Annotated in this window: 13 protein-coding genes; 6 read left to right on the plus strand and 7 right to left on the minus strand. The window is 70.5% G+C overall.

Annotated elements, in window-relative coordinates; translation table 11 throughout:
• From ETD85_RS48625 to ETD85_RS48635, 3 genes are all read left to right on the plus strand, one after another.
• Positions 1-799, plus strand: a 799-nt coding sequence (locus ETD85_RS48625; protein ID WP_138696654.1) for a glycoside hydrolase family 16 protein, incomplete at its 5' end; no start/stop codon positions are given.
• A gap of 17 nt (positions 800-816) precedes the next feature.
• Positions 817-1659, plus strand: a complete 843-nt coding sequence (locus ETD85_RS48630; protein ID WP_240779927.1) for a DUF1996 domain-containing protein — start codon at positions 817-819, stop codon at positions 1657-1659.
• Positions 1660-1720: 61 nt separating this feature from the next.
• Complete coding sequence (locus ETD85_RS48635) at positions 1721-2317, plus strand: DUF305 domain-containing protein (protein ID WP_170247250.1); 597 nt, start codon at positions 1721-1723, stop codon at positions 2315-2317.
• A 25-nt stretch (positions 2318-2342) separates the two neighbouring features.
• On the opposite strand, the gene ETD85_RS48640 is transcribed toward ETD85_RS48635, so the two are convergent.
• From ETD85_RS48640 to ETD85_RS48660, 5 genes are read right to left on the minus strand one after another with little or no spacing between them, the layout of a single operon-like run.
• Positions 2343-2963: a phosphotransferase gene (locus ETD85_RS48640; protein ID WP_138696657.1), complete on the minus strand. Its 621-nt coding sequence runs from the start codon at positions 2961-2963 to the stop codon at positions 2343-2345.
• A 48-nt stretch (positions 2964-3011) separates the two neighbouring features.
• Positions 3012-3674: a respiratory nitrate reductase subunit gamma gene (gene narI / locus ETD85_RS48645; RefSeq protein WP_138696665.1), complete on the minus strand. Its 663-nt coding sequence runs from the start codon at positions 3672-3674 to the stop codon at positions 3012-3014.
• A gap of 14 nt (positions 3675-3688) precedes the next feature.
• A complete protein-coding gene (narJ, locus tag ETD85_RS48650; protein ID WP_170247251.1) occupies positions 3689-4261 on the minus strand; it encodes a nitrate reductase molybdenum cofactor assembly chaperone in 573 nt (190 codons plus the stop codon).
• Positions 4258-5859: a nitrate reductase subunit beta gene (gene narH / locus ETD85_RS48655; protein WP_138696658.1), complete on the minus strand. Its 1602-nt coding sequence runs from the start codon at positions 5857-5859 to the stop codon at positions 4258-4260. Before narH ends, narJ begins: the two co-directional genes overlap by 4 nt.
• Positions 5859-9419: a nitrate reductase subunit alpha gene (locus tag ETD85_RS48660; RefSeq protein ID WP_138696659.1), complete on the minus strand. Its 3561-nt coding sequence runs from the start codon at positions 9417-9419 to the stop codon at positions 5859-5861. The genes narH and ETD85_RS48660 overlap by 1 nt, the downstream gene beginning before the upstream one ends.
• Positions 9420-9464: 45 nt before the next feature.
• Between ETD85_RS48660 and ETD85_RS48665 the strand changes: the two genes are divergently transcribed.
• From ETD85_RS48665 to ETD85_RS48675, 3 genes are all read left to right on the plus strand, one after another.
• Positions 9465-10631, plus strand: coding sequence for an MFS transporter (locus ETD85_RS48665; RefSeq protein WP_138696660.1), 1167 nt, complete (start codon positions 9465-9467; stop codon positions 10629-10631).
• A 78-nt stretch (positions 10632-10709) separates the two neighbouring features.
• Positions 10710-12398: an ABC transporter ATP-binding protein gene (locus ETD85_RS48670; RefSeq protein ID WP_138696661.1), complete on the plus strand. Its 1689-nt coding sequence runs from the start codon at positions 10710-10712 to the stop codon at positions 12396-12398.
• A 3-nt stretch (positions 12399-12401) separates the two neighbouring features.
• Positions 12402-14159, plus strand: coding sequence for an ABC transporter ATP-binding protein (locus ETD85_RS48675; RefSeq protein WP_138696662.1), 1758 nt, complete (start codon positions 12402-12404; stop codon positions 14157-14159).
• 846 nt (positions 14160-15005) lie between these two features.
• On the opposite strand, the gene ETD85_RS48680 is transcribed toward ETD85_RS48675, so the two are convergent.
• Positions 15006-15881, minus strand: a complete 876-nt coding sequence (locus tag ETD85_RS48680) for an MBL fold metallo-hydrolase (RefSeq protein ID WP_240779929.1) — start codon at positions 15879-15881, stop codon at positions 15006-15008.
• Positions 15882-16485: 604 nt separating this feature from the next.
• On the minus strand, positions 16486-16700 hold a 215-nt coding region (locus ETD85_RS48685; protein ID WP_138696664.1), incomplete at its 5' end, for an alpha/beta hydrolase.

The following is a 16700-nucleotide window of genomic DNA, read 5'->3' on the forward strand; positions in this document are numbered from 1 at the left end:
AGAGGTGTATAAGAGACAGCCGAAGGACCCGGCCAACCCGCCGGCCCTGGTGTGGAGCGACGAGTTCAACAGCGCGGCCGGCACCAAGCCCGACGCCGCCAAGTGGCGGGCCGACCCGGGCACCGGGCCGAACAACGAGCTGGAGTACTACACCAACCATGACAACGCCTCCATGGACGGCCAGGGACATCTGGTCATGGAGGCGCGCAAGCAGGCCACGCCGGGCTCGGCGTGCCCGACGGATCCGCTGACCGGCAGCGGCACCTGCCAGTACACCTCGGCCAGGATGAACACCGGCACGAAGTTCCACTTCACCTACGGCCGGGTCGAGGCCCGGATCAAGGTGCCCAAGGGCAACGGGTTCTGGCCGGCGTTCTGGATGATGGGGGCCGACTTCCTGACCGGGCGGCCGTGGCCGTACAACGGCGAGGTCGACATCATGGAGGTCCTCGGCAAGGACGTGAAGACGTCCTACTCGACCGTCCACGCGCCCGCGTACAACGGCGGCGGCGGCGTGGGCTCGCCCTACACCCTGCCGGGCGGCGCAGACTACTCCGACGACTTCCACGTCTGGGCCGCCAACTGGGACAGCAAGGGCATCGTCTACACGCTGGACGGCCGGACGGTGTTCACGATCAGCAAGGACCAGGTGGAGCAGACGCGCGGCCCCTGGATCTTCGACCACCCGTTCTATCTCATCCTCAACCTCGCGGTCGGCGGTGACTGGCCGGGGCCGCCCGACGCGACCACGCCGTTCCCGGCCCGGATGCTCGTCGACTACGTGCGGGTCTACCAATGATCACGAAGGGAGCCGCCATGTTCGCCTCACGACTGCTCGCGCTCTTATCCGTGCTGCTCGGCATGTTCGCCGTCGCTCCGCGACCGGCGGACGCCCAGGTCGTACGGGTGGCGGAGTTCCTCGCCGACTGCCCGTTCAGCCACCGCCTGCCCGACGACCCGATCGTCTTCCCCGGGCTGCCGGGCGCCTCTCACATGCACAGCTTCTTCGGCAGCCGGGTCACGAACGCGTACACGAACCTGGCCGACCTCCAGAACGGCGCCACCAACTGCAACCCGGCCGTCGACAAGTCGTCGTACTGGGTGCCGACCCTCTACCGGGACGGCGTCGCGGTGGAGCCGGCCATCGTCACCTTCTACTACCTGGGCGAAGGGGTGCGTGACGACATCATCGCCCGGATCCAGTCGCTGCCGCTGGGCCTGCGGATCGTGGCGGGCAACGCCAAGGCGACCGGGCCCGACGCCTCGACGATCTCCCGGTGGTCGTGCCTGCACGCCGGGCACGTGGGCGCGTCCAAGGACTTCGTGAACTGCCCGTCGGGGACGATGCTGGAGTCGTACCTGGACTTCCCGCAGTGCTGGAACGGGCGGGACCTGGACTCCGCGGACCACAAGAGCCACATGGCCTACCCGGTGGCGGGCGCGTGCCCCAGCAGCCACCCCGTGCCCGTGCCGAAGCTGCGCCAGGTGATCCGCTATCCGGTGAGCGGAGACCCGTCGCACTTCCGGCTGGCGTCGGGCGGCGGGTTCACGATGCACGGCGACTTCTTCAACGCCTGGCCGGTCGCCGAGATGGACCGCCGGGTGCGTGACTGCATCCGGCCGATCATCAAGTGCGGCGCCGACGGGCGCCCGTCGTAACGATGTCCCTGTCCGGGCGGGCGATCCCCGCCCGGACCCGACACCCTCCAGGGAGCCGCGCGTGCCACGGATCCTCGCCGTTCTCCTCCTGCTCCTCCTCGCCGGCTGCTCCGCCGCCGGGCAGCCGAGCGGGCAGCACGCCGCCGGGCAGCACGCCGCCCCGCAGCCGAGCGGGCATCATGCCGCGGCGCAACCCAACCCGCGCTACAGCGCCACCGACGTGGCCTGGCTGCAACTGGCCGAGGCGCTGCACGCTCGCGCGCTGCCGCTGCTGGAGCTGGCCCCCGATCGCGCGGCCGGCCGGCCGCTGGCCGAGCTGGCCGTACGGCTGGGCGAGCGGCACGAGAGCGGCCGCGACCGGCTGCGCGCGCTGCTCGCCCAGGCGCGCGTCAGCGGGGAGAACCCGCACACCCAGCACGACATGCCGGGCATGCCCACCGCCGACGACCTGCGCGCGCTCAGCGACCTGCGGGACGACGCCTTCGACCGGCGGTTCGTCACGCTGCTGCGGGCGTACCTGGATCAGCTCGTGCTGGTGGCCAAGGGGGAGCAGACCGCGGGCGGCGATCGCGAGGTGCGGGAGCTGGCGGCGGCGATGCAGCGCGAGCACGCCGCGGAGCTGGCCGAGCTGGCCGGGCTGGAAGGGGCGGCCCGATAGGTTGGCGGGCGTGGAGATCGGCGGGCTATTCGGCCCAGGCGGCCGTGGTGGCGAGGCGGTCGTGCCAGAGCTGCTCGCCGCCCCCGCCCGGCTCCCAGCGGGCGCAGAAGTCGATCAGGCTCTTGCAGCGCGCCGTCATCGCCGCCTGGCGCTCCGGCCACGGGGGCACCTCGCCTCCGTACGCGGCGAAGAAGTGCGGCAGCAGCGGCACGTGCTCGGGGTGGTGGCTGCGGACGATCCACTCGCACCAGGCGAGGTCCTCGATCGGGCGGCCGGGATGGGCCCACTCCCAGTCGAGGATCGCGGTCGTCTCGAACGTGGCCGGGTGGAACAGCATGTTCTGGGGGCCGTAGTCGCCGTGGACGATCCCCAGCCGGTGGATGCGGGCCAGGATGCGGCCGCACTCGGTGAGCACCTCCACCGCGCGGCCCTCGTCGAGGAGGTCCTGGCCGTGGGAGCCGGAGACGAAGCGGGTGGTCAGGCTCGTCGAGGTGACCTGGTGAACGCGGGGGACCGGCAGCCGGCCGCGCAGCCGGCGCAGATATCTGCTCTCGGTGCTCAGCCTGAACGCCGCCTCCGGACCTTCGTAACACTTGACCACGAGGGCGCCGTCGCCGACCGTGCTGTTGGTGTACCCGTGCTTCACAAGGGTCGATTCTGGCGTACTCCCGCCCCTGCCGGGCACCTCGGCACGCTATCGAGGACGGCTCCGATACACGATGTAAGGACGGAACAAATAGCCCACTGGGGCTGAAAGCGCGTGCACCAGGCGGCTGAACGGGAAGAGTACGAACAGTGCCATCCCGATGAGAGTGTGCACCTTGTAAAGACTGCTCGCCCGGCCCATCGCCTCGGCGTCCGGCCGCAGCACGAAGATGCCGCGGAACCAGGGGGCGACCGTGGTCCGGTAGCTGATCTCGCTGGGCACGAACCCGGCGACCGTGGTCACCACGCCGGCCAGGATGGCCGCGCCCAGCACCACGTACATCGCCTTGTCGTTGGTCGTGGTCGCCAGGAACACGGGGCCGTTGGTGCGGCGGCGGTAGATCAGCAGGCCCAGCGCCACGAGCGTGGCCAGGCCCGCGAGGCCGCCCCAGATGAGCGCGTTCGTGTGGTAGGCGTCATTGGACACGCCGATCGCGTCGGTCCAGCTCACCGGGATGAGCAGGCCGGTCACGTGGCCGACGATCACGAACAGCAGGCCGTAGTGGAACAGCGGGCTGGCCACCCGCAGCAGCGGGCTCTCGTAGAGCTGGGACGAGCGGGTGGTCCAGCCGAACTTGTCGTACCGGTAGCGCCAGATCAGCCCGCCCACCAGGAACACCAGGGTGACGTAGGGCGCGACCACCCAGAGCATGCTCTCTGCCCAGGTCACAGGTAACCTCCCACGGTCTCGGCGGGCGGGCCGCCGGCGGCCAGTTTCATGACGGCCTCGCGCTGGGCGGCGGTGGCCGGCGGCAGGGCCGCGCACACCGTGCCGATCACCAGCTCGTACGGCGAGTCGCGCTCGGCCAGGGCGGCCAGCAGCAGCTCCAGCCCCGCCCGATGCTCTTCGAGCAGCGCCTGACCCGACGGGTCGAGCGCGGCGAACTCCAGCATCACCGGCAGGTAGTCGGGCAGCTCGTCCTCCATCAGCTCCCAGCCCGCCGTGCGGTAGCGGGCCTTCAGCGCGGCCAGCGACAGGCCGCGCCGGCGCGTGTCGCCGTCGGTGTAGTAGGTCAGGTAGAGGCAGCAGCGCCGTTGCAGGTCGAACGTCTCGACGTAGTGCGCGGCCAGCTCGCCGGGGCCGAGCGCGGCGACCCGGGACAGGAACGGGCCGTAGTGCGGCTCCGCGGCCTCCTTGATGAGCGGCAGGCGACGCCAGAAGCGCTCGTCCGGGTAGGCGAGCAGATGCGCGGCGGCCTGCCAGATCACGGCCAGGTTCACGGCACGACCGGCGGTCATGAATTTCCCTTCTTGGGCGGGAACAGGCCCGCGGGGGTGCCCCGGCCGTCCCAGTTGAGCAGGTTCACCCGGTCGCGGGTGATCTCGTCGCTGGTCTGGCGCTGTTTCAGGCCGTGGAAGCTCTCGATCGAGACCGGGACGGGACGGCCGGACGCCTCGCCGAACGGCCCCTGCATGCCGGGCCCGCCGTCGTAGTCGAGGCTGCAACCGGCCTCCTCCACGACGCCGGGCGCATTGCCGAACGCCGTCGGGATCACGTAGCGCTCCTCGTACTTGGCCAGCGCCAGCAGCCGGTACAGAGCCTGCACGTCCTCGTCCGTCATCCCCGCGTCCGCCAGGACCGGCGGCTCGCCCAGGTTGACCGCGCGCATGTACGAGCGCATCGCGGCCAGGCGGCGCAGCGCGGCGGTCACGGGCGCCGGATCCCCCGCCGTGAACAGCTCGGCCAGGTAGCCGATGGGGATGCGCAGCGACTCGATGGCGGCGAACAGGTTGTCCGCGTCCTCGCCGTCGCGCCCGCTGCCGGCCAGGGCGTCCACGACGGGGGAGAGCGGCGGGACGTACCAGACCATGGGCAACGTCCGGTATTCCGGGTGCAGCGGGAGCGCTATCCGATATTTCTTGATCAACTGGTAGACGGGGGACCGGCGGGCGGCCTCCACCCAGTCGGGTGGCAGCCCCGCGGTGGCCACCACCGGGTCCTCGGGGTCGATGAAGAGGTCCAGCTGGGCCTCGTACAGGTCGCGCTCGTCGGCGGCCGAGGCCGCCTCCGTCACGCGGTCGGCGTCGTAGAGCAGGACGCCGAGGTAGCGCAGCCGGCCGACGCAGGTCTCCGAGCAGACCGTCGGCAGCCCCACCTCCACCCGGGGATAGCAGAACGTGCACTTCTCCGCTTTGCCGGTCTTGTGGTTGAAATACACCTTCTTGTACGGGCAGCCCGTCACGCACATCCGCCAGCCGCGGCATCGATCCTGGTCGACGAGCACGATGCCGTCCTCGGCCCGCTTGTACATCGCGCCGGACGGGCAGGAGGCCACGCAGGACGGGTTGAGGCAGTGCTCGCAGATGCGCGGCAGGTAGAACATGAACGCCTGCTCGAAGTCCAGCGTGACCTGCTCCGACATCTTGCTCAGCACGGGGTCGGGCCGGACGTCGCCGCCGAGGTTGTCGTCCCAGTTGGCGCTCCAGCGGATCTTCATCGGCCGGTTGCTGATCAGCGACCTGGGCGGCGCGACGGGGACGTCATCGGAGAGCGGGGCGTTGGTGAGGTGCTCGTAGTCGTAGGTCCACGGCTCGTAGTAGTCCTGGATCGAGGGCATCAGCGGGTTGGCGAAGATGGTGGCCAGCTTGCGGAACCGGCCCCCGGCACGGGGCTTCAGCTTGCCCCGGCGGGTGCGGGTCCAGCCGCCGCGCCAGCGCTCCTGGTCCTCGTAGCGCCGGGGGTAGCCCTGCCCGGGGCGGGTCTCGACGTTGTTGAACCAGACGTACTCGACGCCGGGCCGGTTGGTCCAGGTCTGCTTGCAGGTGACCGAGCACGTATGGCAGCCGATGCACTTGTCCAGGTTCATCACCATGGCGATCTGGGCCATGATTCGCATCAGTAGTCCACCTCCTGGGACCTGCGGCGGATGGTGGTGATCTCGTCGCGCTGGTTGCCCGTGGGCCCGAAGTAGTTGAAGCCGTACGAGAGCTGGGCGTGGCCGCCGATCAGATGGGTGGGCTTGATGAGCACCCTGGTCAGCGCGTTGTGGATGCCGCCCCTGCGGCCGGTCGCCTCCGACTTCGGCACGTCGATCAGGCGGTCCTGGGCGTGGTGCATGTAGACCGTGCCCCGCGGCATCCGGTGGGAGACGACGGCCCTGGCCACGACCACGCCGTTGCGGTTGACCGCCTCGATCCAGTCGTTGTCCGCCACGCCGATGGCGGCGGCGTCCTCGGTGGACATCCAGATCGTCGGGCCGCCTCTCGACAGGGACAGCATGAGCAGGTTGTCCTGGTACTCGGAGTGGATCGACCACTTGCTGTGCGGGGTCAGATAGCGCAGGTTGCCGCTCTCGCCGTACAGCGCGGCCAGGTCCAGCGGGGGGCGGTAGATCGGGAGCGCCTCGCCGTACTCGTGCATCCAGTCGTGGTCGAGGAAGAAGTGCATGCGCCCGGTGAGCGTGTGCCAGGGCTTGCCGTTCTCGACATTGACGGTGAACGGCGAGTAGCGGCGGTTGTAGGCCTCCTTGCCGGACCACTCGGGGCTGGCCCCGACCTGGACGGGCCTGGCCTGGGTGTCGGAGAAGACGATGCGGTGGCCCTCGTGCGCGAGCCCGTCGAAGCTCATGCCCGTGCGCTGGGCCAGCTGCCGGAAGCCCTGCACGGCCAGGCGGCCGTTGCTGACGCCCGACAGCGCGAGGATCGTCTCGCAGGCCTTGGCGTCGGTGTCCAGCTCCGGCCGGCCCTTGGCCACGCCGCGCGGCACCAGGCCGCAGCGCTCGCCCAGCCAGGCGACCTCCTCGTCGGGCATGAACGTGATGCCCTTGACCGACAGGCCCAGCTGCTCCGTGAGCGGTCCCAGCGCCGCCAGCTTCTCCGCCACCGCGCCGAAGTCGCGCTCGACCACCTTGAGCCCGAGCTGCCCGCCGGGGCCGGCGATCTCGGTCGGGGTGTCGTGCTGGGACGCGACCGCGACCACGTCCTTGCGCACGCCCAGGTGTTCCTTGGCCAGGAGGCTGAAGGCGCCGGCGATGGCGTGGAAGGCGGCGAAGTCGGTCTTCGTCTCCCAGGGCGAGGTGATCGCCGGGTTGAACGCGTGCACGAACGGGTGCATGTCCGTGGACGACAGGTCGTACTTCTCGTACCAGGTGGCGGCCGGCAGGACGATGTCGGAGAAGACCGTCGAGGACGTCATCCTGAAGTCGAGCGTCACCAGCAGGTCCAGCTTGCCCTTCGGCGCCCGCTCGTCCGGGTGCTCCAGGTTGGACGTGGCGCCGAGCAGGTGGTGCAGGAAATACTCGTTGCCCTTGGCGGAGGAGCCGAACAGGTTCGAGCGCCACAGCGTCAGCACCCGCGGCCAGTTGCGCGGGTCGTCGGGGTGCTCGATGGCGTGGTGGAGCCGGCCCGCGGCGAGCTCCTCGCGGGTGAAGGCGATCGGGTCGTCGGCGTCGCCGAGCTCCAGCGGGTTGCGGTCGAAGGCCGGGGACATCGGCAGCCAGCCGTTCCTGACGGCCTCGGTCACCAGGTCGACGGTGTGCTTGCCGCGGAACGCGCCCGGTGCGAGCGGCGAGGTCAGCTCGCTCGCGTCGAAGCGGTCGTAGCGCCACTGGTCGGTGTGCAGGTACCAGTACGCCGTGCCCGGCACCTGCCGCGGCGGCCTCGACCAGTCCAGCGCGCCCGCCAGCACCGCCCACCCGGTCTGCGGGCGGCACTTCTCCTGGCCCACGTAGTGCGCCCAGCCGCCGCCGTTGCGGCCCTGGCAGCCGGTCAGCATGAGGAGGGTCAGGAACGCGCGGTAGATCGTGTCGCCGTGGAACCACTGCGTGGTGCCCGCGCCGAGGATGAGCATGCAGCGGCCCTCGGTGGCCTCGGCCGTCCTGGCGAACTCCCTGACGATCTTCACGGCCCGTTGCGCGGGCACGCTCGTGATCGGCTCCTGCCAGGCCGGCGTGTACGGCTGCGCCGCGTCGTCGTAGCCGGCCGGCCAGACCCCGGGCAGCCCCGGGCGGCCGACTCCGTATTGGGCCAGAAGGAGGTCGAACACCGTGGTCACCAGGTGCCCGCCGACACGCCTGACGGGGACGCCCCTGCGCACGAATCCGCCGCTGTCCCCGCCGCTGTCCCCGCCGCCGTCACCGCCGCCGTCACCGCCGCCGTCACCGCCGCCGTCTCCGTCGAAGCGGGGCAGCAGCAGCTCGGCCGTCTCGCCGCCGTACAGCGTGAGTGCGGGGTCGACGTCGAGGCTCAGGTTCCAGCGGCCCTCGCCCGAGTCGGTCCAGCGGAAGCCGACCGAGCCGTTCGGCACCACCGGCTCGCCGTCCGGTGACATGAGGACGGTCTTCCACTCGGCCGCCTCCTCCTGCGAGCCGAGATCCTTCGCGGTGAGGAACCTGCCGGGCACGTACGCGCCCTCGTGCTCGTTCAGCCGGACCAGGAAGGGCAGGTCGGTGAAGCGTTTGACGTAGCCGGTGAAGTAGGGCGTCTCGCGCTCGACGAAGAACTCCTTCAGCAGCACGTGCCCCATGGCCATGGCCAGCGCGCCGTCCGTGCCCGGCCGCACGCTCAGGAACTCGTCGGCGAACTTGGCCGCGTCGTTGTAGTCGGGGGAGATCACCACGACCTTCTGGCCCCGGTAGCGGGCCTCGGCCATCCAGTGGGCGTCGGGGGTGCGGGTGACGGGGACGTTCGAGCCCCACATCATCAGGTACGCGGCGTCCCACCAGTCGGCGGACTCCGGCACGTCGGTCTGGTCGCCGAACACCTGGGGGGAGGCCACCGGCAGGTCGGCGTACCAGTCGTAGAAGGAGAGCATGGTGCCGCCGATCAGCGACACGAACCTGGCGCCGACGGCGTGGGAGACCATCGACATGGCGGGGATGGGGGAGAAGCCGGCGACGCGGTCGGGGCCGTACGTCTTGATGGTGTGGACGTGGGCGGCGGCGATCATCTCGGTGGCCAGGTCCCAGGGGATGCGGACGAGGCCGCCGCAACCGCGGGCGCTCTGATACTTCTCCCTCTTTTCGGGATTTGTCGTGATTTCAGCCCAGGCGGCCACCGGGTCGCCCAGCCGGTTCTTCGCCTCCACGTACATCTCGACCAGGACGCCCCTGGCGTACGGGAAGCGGATCCGGGTCGGCGAGTAGGTGTACCAGGAGAAGGCGGCGCCGCGCGGGCAGCCGCGCGGCTCGTACTCGGGGCGGTCGGGGCCGACGCTCGGATAGTCGGTCTCCTGCGTCTCCCACGTGATGATGCCGTCCTTGACGAACACCTTCCACGAGCACGAGCCCGTGCAGTTCACGCCGTGCGTGGAGCGGACCACCTTGTCGTGGCTCCACCGGTCACGGTAGAAGCTGTCCCCTTCGAGCCCGCCCGTCAGGTAGACCGTGCGCAGATCGTCGCTCGTGACCGATCTGCGCAGGAACCGGCCGGTCTTCAGCAGGACGTCCTCGGCGCTCATACCCCCACTTCATCACAGAAGGTGACCCTCTGTTACACAGGGTGTATGGGTGAGCTACGTAAAGGTCAGGTGCGAAACCTGGGTCTGGCCACGGCGGCATTCGCGGTGACGTTCTGGGCGTGGAACCTGATCGGGCCGTTGTCCGGCAGCTACAGCCGGCAGCTCGCGCTGTCGCCGACGCAGACATCGTTGCTCGTCGCGATCCCCGTGCTGGTCGGATCGCTGGGGCGGATCCCGGTGGGCATGCTCACCGACCGGCTCGGCGGGCGGCGGATGTTCGCGATCATCTGCTTCGTGTCGATCGTGCCCGTCCTGTTCGTCGGCTGGTCGAACTCCTATGGCTGGCTGCTGTTCTGGGGGTTCCTGCTGGGCATCCCCGGCACGTCGTTCGCGGTCGGCATCCCGTTCGTGAACGCCTGGTACGAGGCGCCGCGCAGGGGGTTCGCGACCGGGGTGTTCGGGGCCGGGATGGGCGGCACGGCGCTGTCGGCGTTCTTCACGCCGCGCCTGGTGGAGGAGTTCGGTCGGGCGTCGGCGCACCTGCTGATGGCGGCCGTGCTGGCGCTGATGGGCGTGATCATGATCGGCGGCAGCCGGAACTCGCCGGCCTGGTCGCCCGCGACCACCTCGGCGCTGCCCGGGATCAAGGCGGCCATGAAGATCAAGGCCACCTGGCAGTGCGCTTTCCTGTACGCGGTGGCCTTCGGCGGCTTCGTGGCCTTCTCCACCTACCTGCCGACGTTGCTGCAGAACGTCTACCACTACGTCCAGACCGACGCCGGGCTGCGCACGGCCGGGTTCTCCATCGCGGCCGTGGTGTCCAGGCCGCTCGGCGGCACGCTGTCCGACCGGATCGGGCCGGTCAAGGTGCTGCTCGTCTCGCTCGGCGGCACCGTGGTGATGGCGCTCGTGCTGGCGCTCAAACCGCCGGTCGAGGTGCCCGCCGGCGTCAGCTTCGTGCTGATGGCGTTCTTCCTGGGACTCGGGACGGGCGGCGTGTTCGCGTTGGTGGCCAAGCTCGTCGAGGCGTCCAGGGTCGGGACGGTGACGGGGCTCGTCGGGGCGGCCGGCGGGCTGGGCGGATATTTCCCGCCGCTCGTGATGGGCGCCGTCTACACCGCCACCGGGGCGTACACGATCGGGTACGTGCTGCTCGCGGCGACCGCGCTGGTCGCGCTGCTGTACACGCTGCGAGCCTTCCGGTCCGTATGATCACTCTCCACTCGCGCGGCGCGGCCCGCGGGAAAATGGTTTGCCGGGCCGAAAGAACCTTGTCAAGGTTGTCGAGCTATGCGCTCCCTTCCTGAAGCCGATCCCGGCGTGCCCGACATCCGCAGCCCGCTGCGTTTCCTGTGGTGGAACGCGCGGCGGCAGGCGCCATCCCTGCTGGCCGGGATCACCTACGCCACCCTGTGGTGGCTGGTGCAGGCGTTGATGCCGGCCGTGCTCGGGAAGGGCATCGAGGCCGTCACCGCCAAGGACACGCGCGCGCTGCTGGTCTGGGCGTCGATCCTGTTCGGGCTCGGGCTGCTGCAGGCGTTCACCGGGGTCATGCGGCACCGGATGGCCGTCTTCAACTGGCTGGCCGCCGCCTACCGCACCGTGCAGCTGACCACCAGGCAGGCCACCAGGCTGGGCGCCACGCTGCCGAAGCGGCTCTCGACCGGCGAGGTCGTCAGCGTCGGCAACTCCGACATCGCCCACATCGGCAGCTCCATGGACATCCTGCTGCGCGGCACCGGCTCGGTCGTGGCCATCGTCACCGTCACCGTGATCCTCATCTCGACCTCGCTGCCGCTGGGGCTGCTCGTCCTGTTCGGCGTGCCGCTCATGGCCGTCGCCGTCGGGCCGCTGCTGCGGCCCATGCACCGGCGGCAGGCCGAGCAACGCGAGCTGACCGGCGAGCTGTCCACCAGGGCCGCCGACATCGTGGCCGGGCTGCGCGTGCTGCGCGGCATCGGCGGCGAGCAGGTGTTCGCCCAGCGCTACCGCGAGGAGTCGCAACGCGTGCGCCGGGCCGGGGTGCGGGTCGCCGGAGTCGAGTCGGTGCTCGAAGGCGCCCAGATCCTGCTGCCCGGCCTGCTCATCGCGATCGTCACCGGCATCGGCGCCTCCTTCGCCGTCGCCGGCGACATCCCCACCGGCCAGCTCGTCGCCTTCTACCTGTACGCGGTGTTCCTGATCGGCCCCATGCGCACGCTCACCGAGGCCGCCGACAAGATCACCAAGGGCCACGTGGCGGCCGGACGCGTGATCCGGATCCTGTCCATCGAGCCCGAGATGACCGGCGGCGTCGCGAGCAGCCCGGGCGGGGTGCTGCGCGACTCCTACAGCGGCGTGACCGTACAACCCGGCTCGCTCACCGCCGTCGCCGCGAGCGCGCCGTCGGACGCCATCGCCATCGCCGACCGGCTCGGCCGCTACTCCGCGGGCGACGTCACCTTCGGCGCCGTCGAGCTCGCCACGCTGGCCATGCCCGAGGTCCGTTCCCGGATCCTGGTCGCCGACAACGGCGCCCGGCTGTTCACCGGCCGGCTGCGCGACGAGCTCGACGTCGGTGGCGGCGCCTCCGACCAGCAGGTACGCCAGGCCCTGGACGCGGCCTGCGCCACCGACATCGTGGAGGCCCTGCCCGACGGGCTCGACGCGCAGGTGGCCGAGTCCGGGCGGGAGTTCTCCGGCGGGCAGCAGCAGCGGCTGCGCCTGGTCAGAGCGCTGCTGACCGATCCGGAGGTGCTCATCCTGGTCGAGCCGACCAGCGCCGTGGACGCCCACAGCGAGGCCCGCATCGCCGAGCGACTGGCCAAGGCCCGCGCCGGCAAGACGACGCTGATCTGCACGACCAGCCCGCTGGTGCTCGACCGTACCGACCACGTGATCTACGTCGAGGGCGGGCGGGTGCTCGCCGAGGGCGCTCATCGGGAGCTGCTCGACAGCTCCCCCGAATACGCCGCGACCGTGACCCGCGGGGAGGACTGACTCATGAGCCGCGAAATCCTGCCGGTCGCCGATCAGAAACAGGTGCGGGCCTACGCCCGGCGGCTGACGCTGAAATACCCGCGCCGGCTCGCCACCGCCCTCGCCCTGCACGGGCTGGCCGCCGTCGCCGGACTGGCGGTGCCCTGGCAGCTCGGCGGGCTGGTGGAGGACGTCCAATACGGCGTCGAGGTGAACGTGGCCGTCGTGGCCGCCGCCATCGGCGCGTTCCTGCTGCTCCAGGGCCTGCTCGTGCGCTACGCCGTGCTGGCCTCCGCCAAGCTCGGCGAGAAGGTGCTGGCCGAGCTGCGCGAGGAGTTCGTGGACCGGGTGCTCGGGCTGCCGCTGTCCACCGTCGAGCGGGCCGGGTCCGGCGACCTGATCACCAGGACGTCCCGTGACGTGGACTCGCTCTCGCGCACCGTCCGGCACGCGGTGCCCGAGACGCTGATCGCGCTGGTCACCTTCGTGATCACCATCGGCGCGCTGCTGCTGGTCAGCCCGCTGCTCATGCTGCCGATGCTGATCGCCGGCCCGGTGATCCACATCTCGACCCGGCGATACCTGAAGCGGGCGCGCGACGGCTACCTCCGCGAGAACGCCGCCTACGCCGACATGACCGAGGGCCTCGCCGAGACCGTCGAGGGCGCCAGGGCCGTGGAGGCGCTCGGACTGCAGGCACGCCGCCAGGCGCGTACCGACGCCGACATCGGACAGTCCTTCGCGGCCGAGCGCTACACCCTGGGCCTGCGCGTCAGGTGGTACCCCGCCGTCGAGCTCGGCTACGTCATCCCCGTGGTGAGCGCGCTGCTGGTCGGCGGCCTGTTCTACACCAACGGCTGGGTGACCCTGGCCCAGGTGGCCACCGCCACCCTCTACGCCCAGCAGCTCATCGACCCGCTGGACCGGTTCCTGATGTGGATCGACGAGCTGCAGGTGGGCGGGGCGGCCATGGCGCGGCTGCTCGGCGTGGCCAACGTGCCCGACGACCGGGTGGCCGCCGCCGCACGCCCGGCCGGCGAGCTGCTGGAGGCGTCGGAGGTCCGCTACGCGTACCGGCCGGGGCGGGACGTGCTGCACGGCGTCTCCCTGACCGTGCAGCCCGGCGAGCGGCTGGCCATGGTCGGTCCCTCGGGGGCCGGCAAGTCGACGCTGGGGCGGTTGCTGGCCGGGATCCACGGGCCGCGTACCGGCTCGGTGACGGTTGGCGGGGTGCCGCTCGTGGACCTGCCGCTGGACGACCTCCGGGGCCACGTCGCGCTGGTCACCCAGGAGCACCACGTGTTCAAGGGGACCGTACGCGACAACCTGCTCATCGCCCGGCCCGACGCCGACGACCCGGCCGTGCTGAAGGCCCTCGGGGCGGTGGACGCACTGGAGTGGGTGCAGGCGCTGCCTTCGGGACTGGAGACCGAGGTGGGCTCCGGTGGGCTCGCCGTCTCGCCCGCGCAGGCACAGCAGCTCGCCCTGGCCCGCCTGGTGCTCGCCGACCCGCACACCCTGGTGCTGGACGAGGCCACCTCGCTCATCGACCCGCGAGCGGCCAGGCACCTGGAACGGTCGCTGGCCGCCGTGCTGGACGGGCGGACGGTGATCGCGATCGCGCACCGGCTGTATACGGCACATGATGCCGATCGGGTGGCTGTGGTGGAGGACGGGCGGATCAGCGAGCTGGGGGCGCATGAGGAGCTGGTGGCGGAGGGGGGCTCGTATGCCGCACTGTGGGCCAGCTGGCACGGAACCTCAACCGCCAGCCGGTCCTGAGCGAGCTGAGCCGGCCGAGCCAGCCTGGCTGGCTGGGTGAGCTGAGCAGGAACGAGTGAGCTGGGCGAGCTGGGTGGTCCGGGCCGACCGAGCAGGCTGAGCAGGCCGAGTCGGGGGATGGCCGACGATCCATGCTCGGCTCTCAGCTCTCGGCCGCTCGGGCAGAGTCGGGCTCAAGTCGTCGGCCGCTCCTCTGACGCGAGAGGTGCGCCCGCCGTGGTCGGTTGGGCAAAGGCCAGGTCGTCAGCCAGTCCTGGATTGTCGGAATGAGGCCCGCGATGAACGGCCAAGCGGGTGGGGTTATCGGCCGGTCTACGCCGTGGGACGGCCCTCGCGCTAAAACGAGGCAGCGCCGGATCGCAGACCGGCCTATCCCGTGGGGACGGCGTGCCCGCGATAAGCAGTCGAACAGGGACGCTCACAGACCGGCCGCACAACGCAGGCCGGTGTCTCATGGCGCAGGCCGGTTCCACGGCATAGGCCGATCCCGCGATGTAGGCGGTTCCCATGGCGCAGGCCGGTCTCATGGCGCGGGCCAGCCCCGCGATGCAGGCCAGCTCCACGGCATGAGCCGCGCCCACGTATAGGCCGCTCCTACCGCATGGGCCGGTCCCGCGCTGCAGGCCGCTCCCACCGCATAGGCCGATCCCGCGACGTAGGCCGACCCATGGCACAGACTGACCTCATGGCGCAGGTCGGGCCTAGGGAGCGGGTCGGTCCTACGGCGTGGGACCGGCGTGACGGTGTGCCTGCTGCGGGCGGATCGGAGCAGGATCGGTCGCCTGCCGCCTCGGACGCAGTACGGCGTGTTCGCCATGGGCTCGGCTGCGGGGCAGGGACAGGTCGTTAAGCCACGGGGCGCCAGGTCGGACCGTCGGCGGTGGCGTCGACGCGACCGAAGGCGACGTCGGCGAAGTGGATGCCGAAGCCGAACGTGTCCGGACGCAGCAGTTCCTTGACGAGCCGGTGCCGATGCCCGGCCGATTCCGCCGTGTCCAGGTCGGCTCCGGACGACCACTCCGGGTGGCGGATCTGGACCGAGGAGTGCAGGGCATCGCCGAACGCGAGCAGCCGTTGCCCACCGGACGTGATCGTGTAGGTGGCGTGCCCGGCCGTGTGTCCCGGAGTCAGCATCACCCGCACACCAGGGAAGATCTCCTCGTCCTCGCGCACCGTGCGGACACGGGGAGCCATCGCGGCGAGCGCCTCCTCACTCGTACCGGCCTCGACGACCAGATGACGCTGCGTCCATTCGGGCTCAGCGATCAGGTATTCGGCACTGGCGAGCGCGGGCTCGCCGCCGAGGGCGGGCTGGTTCTCGGCAGGCACGGGGTACGCGGCCCAGCCGATGTGGTCAACGTGCAGATGAGTGATGGCCACCGCTTCGATCTCCTCGGGGCTTCGGCCCAGCTCAGCAAGGCTGTCGAGCAGATTGCCGCCCTGGATGGCCCCGATCTTCGGGTTTTCCGGATCGTCGGGCACAGACACAGGACCGACTCCCGCGTCGATCAGCAGGGCCCTCTCTCCGTACTCGACCAGCAGGCCACCGATGCCGGCGACCAGGGCACCCGCGTCGTCGAGGTAGGCGGAGTTTTCCTTCCAGTCCTGCTCGGTCGCGCCGGGTAGCCACCCGTACGGCTTGAGCTGGACGGCTCCATCGGGCACGTAGCTGAGCTTCAGGTCTCCAAGCTGGAACGAACGAATGGACGACGGCCGGCGCAAGCGCTCTTCATAGGTGCTCATGGGAAAGAACTTACAACTAGAACTATTAAAGCTGCAAATATGCGACCTTGATGTACTCTGGTCTCGTCAGCACAGAGCGTCTGCCGAGCCGGGTACCACCGGCACTCACCGCTGGGTACGGCCCCGGCTTAGCGGTCCCCTGGGCCCGGCGCTGCACGAGTTGTTCTTGGGACGCTCCCAGCGGAGCCGGAGTGGTGGTGCCTGGGGCGTGCCCGGCGCTGCCCGCACAAGCGGCCCCTGCCCCCGGACGCGCACGGTGCTGCACGGGTACTTGTGGCCCGGATGCGTACGGTGCTGCACGGGTGGCCCGGGCCGCTTACGTACGGTGCTGCGCGGGTGGCTTGGACCCGGTTATGCATGGTGCTGCACGGATTCTTGTGGGCCCGGATACATACAGTGCTGCGCGGGTGGCTTGGGCTGGTCGCGTATGGTGTTGCGCGGGTGGCTTGGGCCTGGACACGTACGGTGCCGCACGGGTGGCTCCTGGAGCGCGCCCAGCGTTGCGCAAGTGGTGCTTGGGAACGCTCTGGGCTGTGCGAACGGTGCTGGGGCGCGCTCGATCTCACGGGACGGAACGCCTAGCTCAGCACTTGGTCTTCTGGGGTGGCATCGTACGGTCCGTGAAGTAGCTGTTGATGTGGTCGCGGGCGCAGCTGTTGTTGCCGTAGAGGGTGTGGCCTGGGCCGTCGTGATGGATGGTGGCGCTGCCTGGGACCGCGCTCAGGACGCGTTCCACCGCATCCGACTCGCCCCATGCGCCGGCGCCCAGGATGGGTGGGAGGCCCTTCGGGAGGGGGG

This window comes from Nonomuraea zeae, assembly GCF_005889725.1.
Classification (GTDB): Bacteria; Actinomycetota; Actinomycetes; order Streptosporangiales; family Streptosporangiaceae; genus Nonomuraea; species Nonomuraea zeae.

Excerpts from the sequence above, each read along its gene's own strand:
- ETD85_RS48665 (WP_138696660.1), top strand. The coding sequence starts at position 9,465 with ATGGGTGAGCTACGTAAAGGTCAGGTGCGAAACCTGGGTCTGGCCACG.
- ETD85_RS48670 (WP_138696661.1), top strand. The coding sequence starts at position 10,710 with ATGCGCTCCCTTCCTGAAGCCGATCCCGGCGTGCCCGACATCCGCAGC.
- narJ (WP_170247251.1), bottom strand. The coding sequence starts at position 4,261 with ATGACCGCCGGTCGTGCCGTGAACCTGGCCGTGATCTGGCAGGCCGCC.
- ETD85_RS48630 (WP_240779927.1), top strand. The coding sequence starts at position 817 with ATGTTCGCCTCACGACTGCTCGCGCTCTTATCCGTGCTGCTCGGCATG.
- narI (WP_138696665.1), bottom strand. The coding sequence starts at position 3,674 with ATGCTCTGGGTGGTCGCGCCCTACGTCACCCTGGTGTTCCTGGTGGGC.
- ETD85_RS48675 (WP_138696662.1), top strand. The coding sequence starts at position 12,402 with ATGAGCCGCGAAATCCTGCCGGTCGCCGATCAGAAACAGGTGCGGGCC.
- narH (WP_138696658.1), bottom strand. The coding sequence starts at position 5,859 with ATGCGAATCATGGCCCAGATCGCCATGGTGATGAACCTGGACAAGTGC.
- ETD85_RS48660 (WP_138696659.1), bottom strand. The coding sequence starts at position 9,419 with ATGAGCGCCGAGGACGTCCTGCTGAAGACCGGCCGGTTCCTGCGCAGA.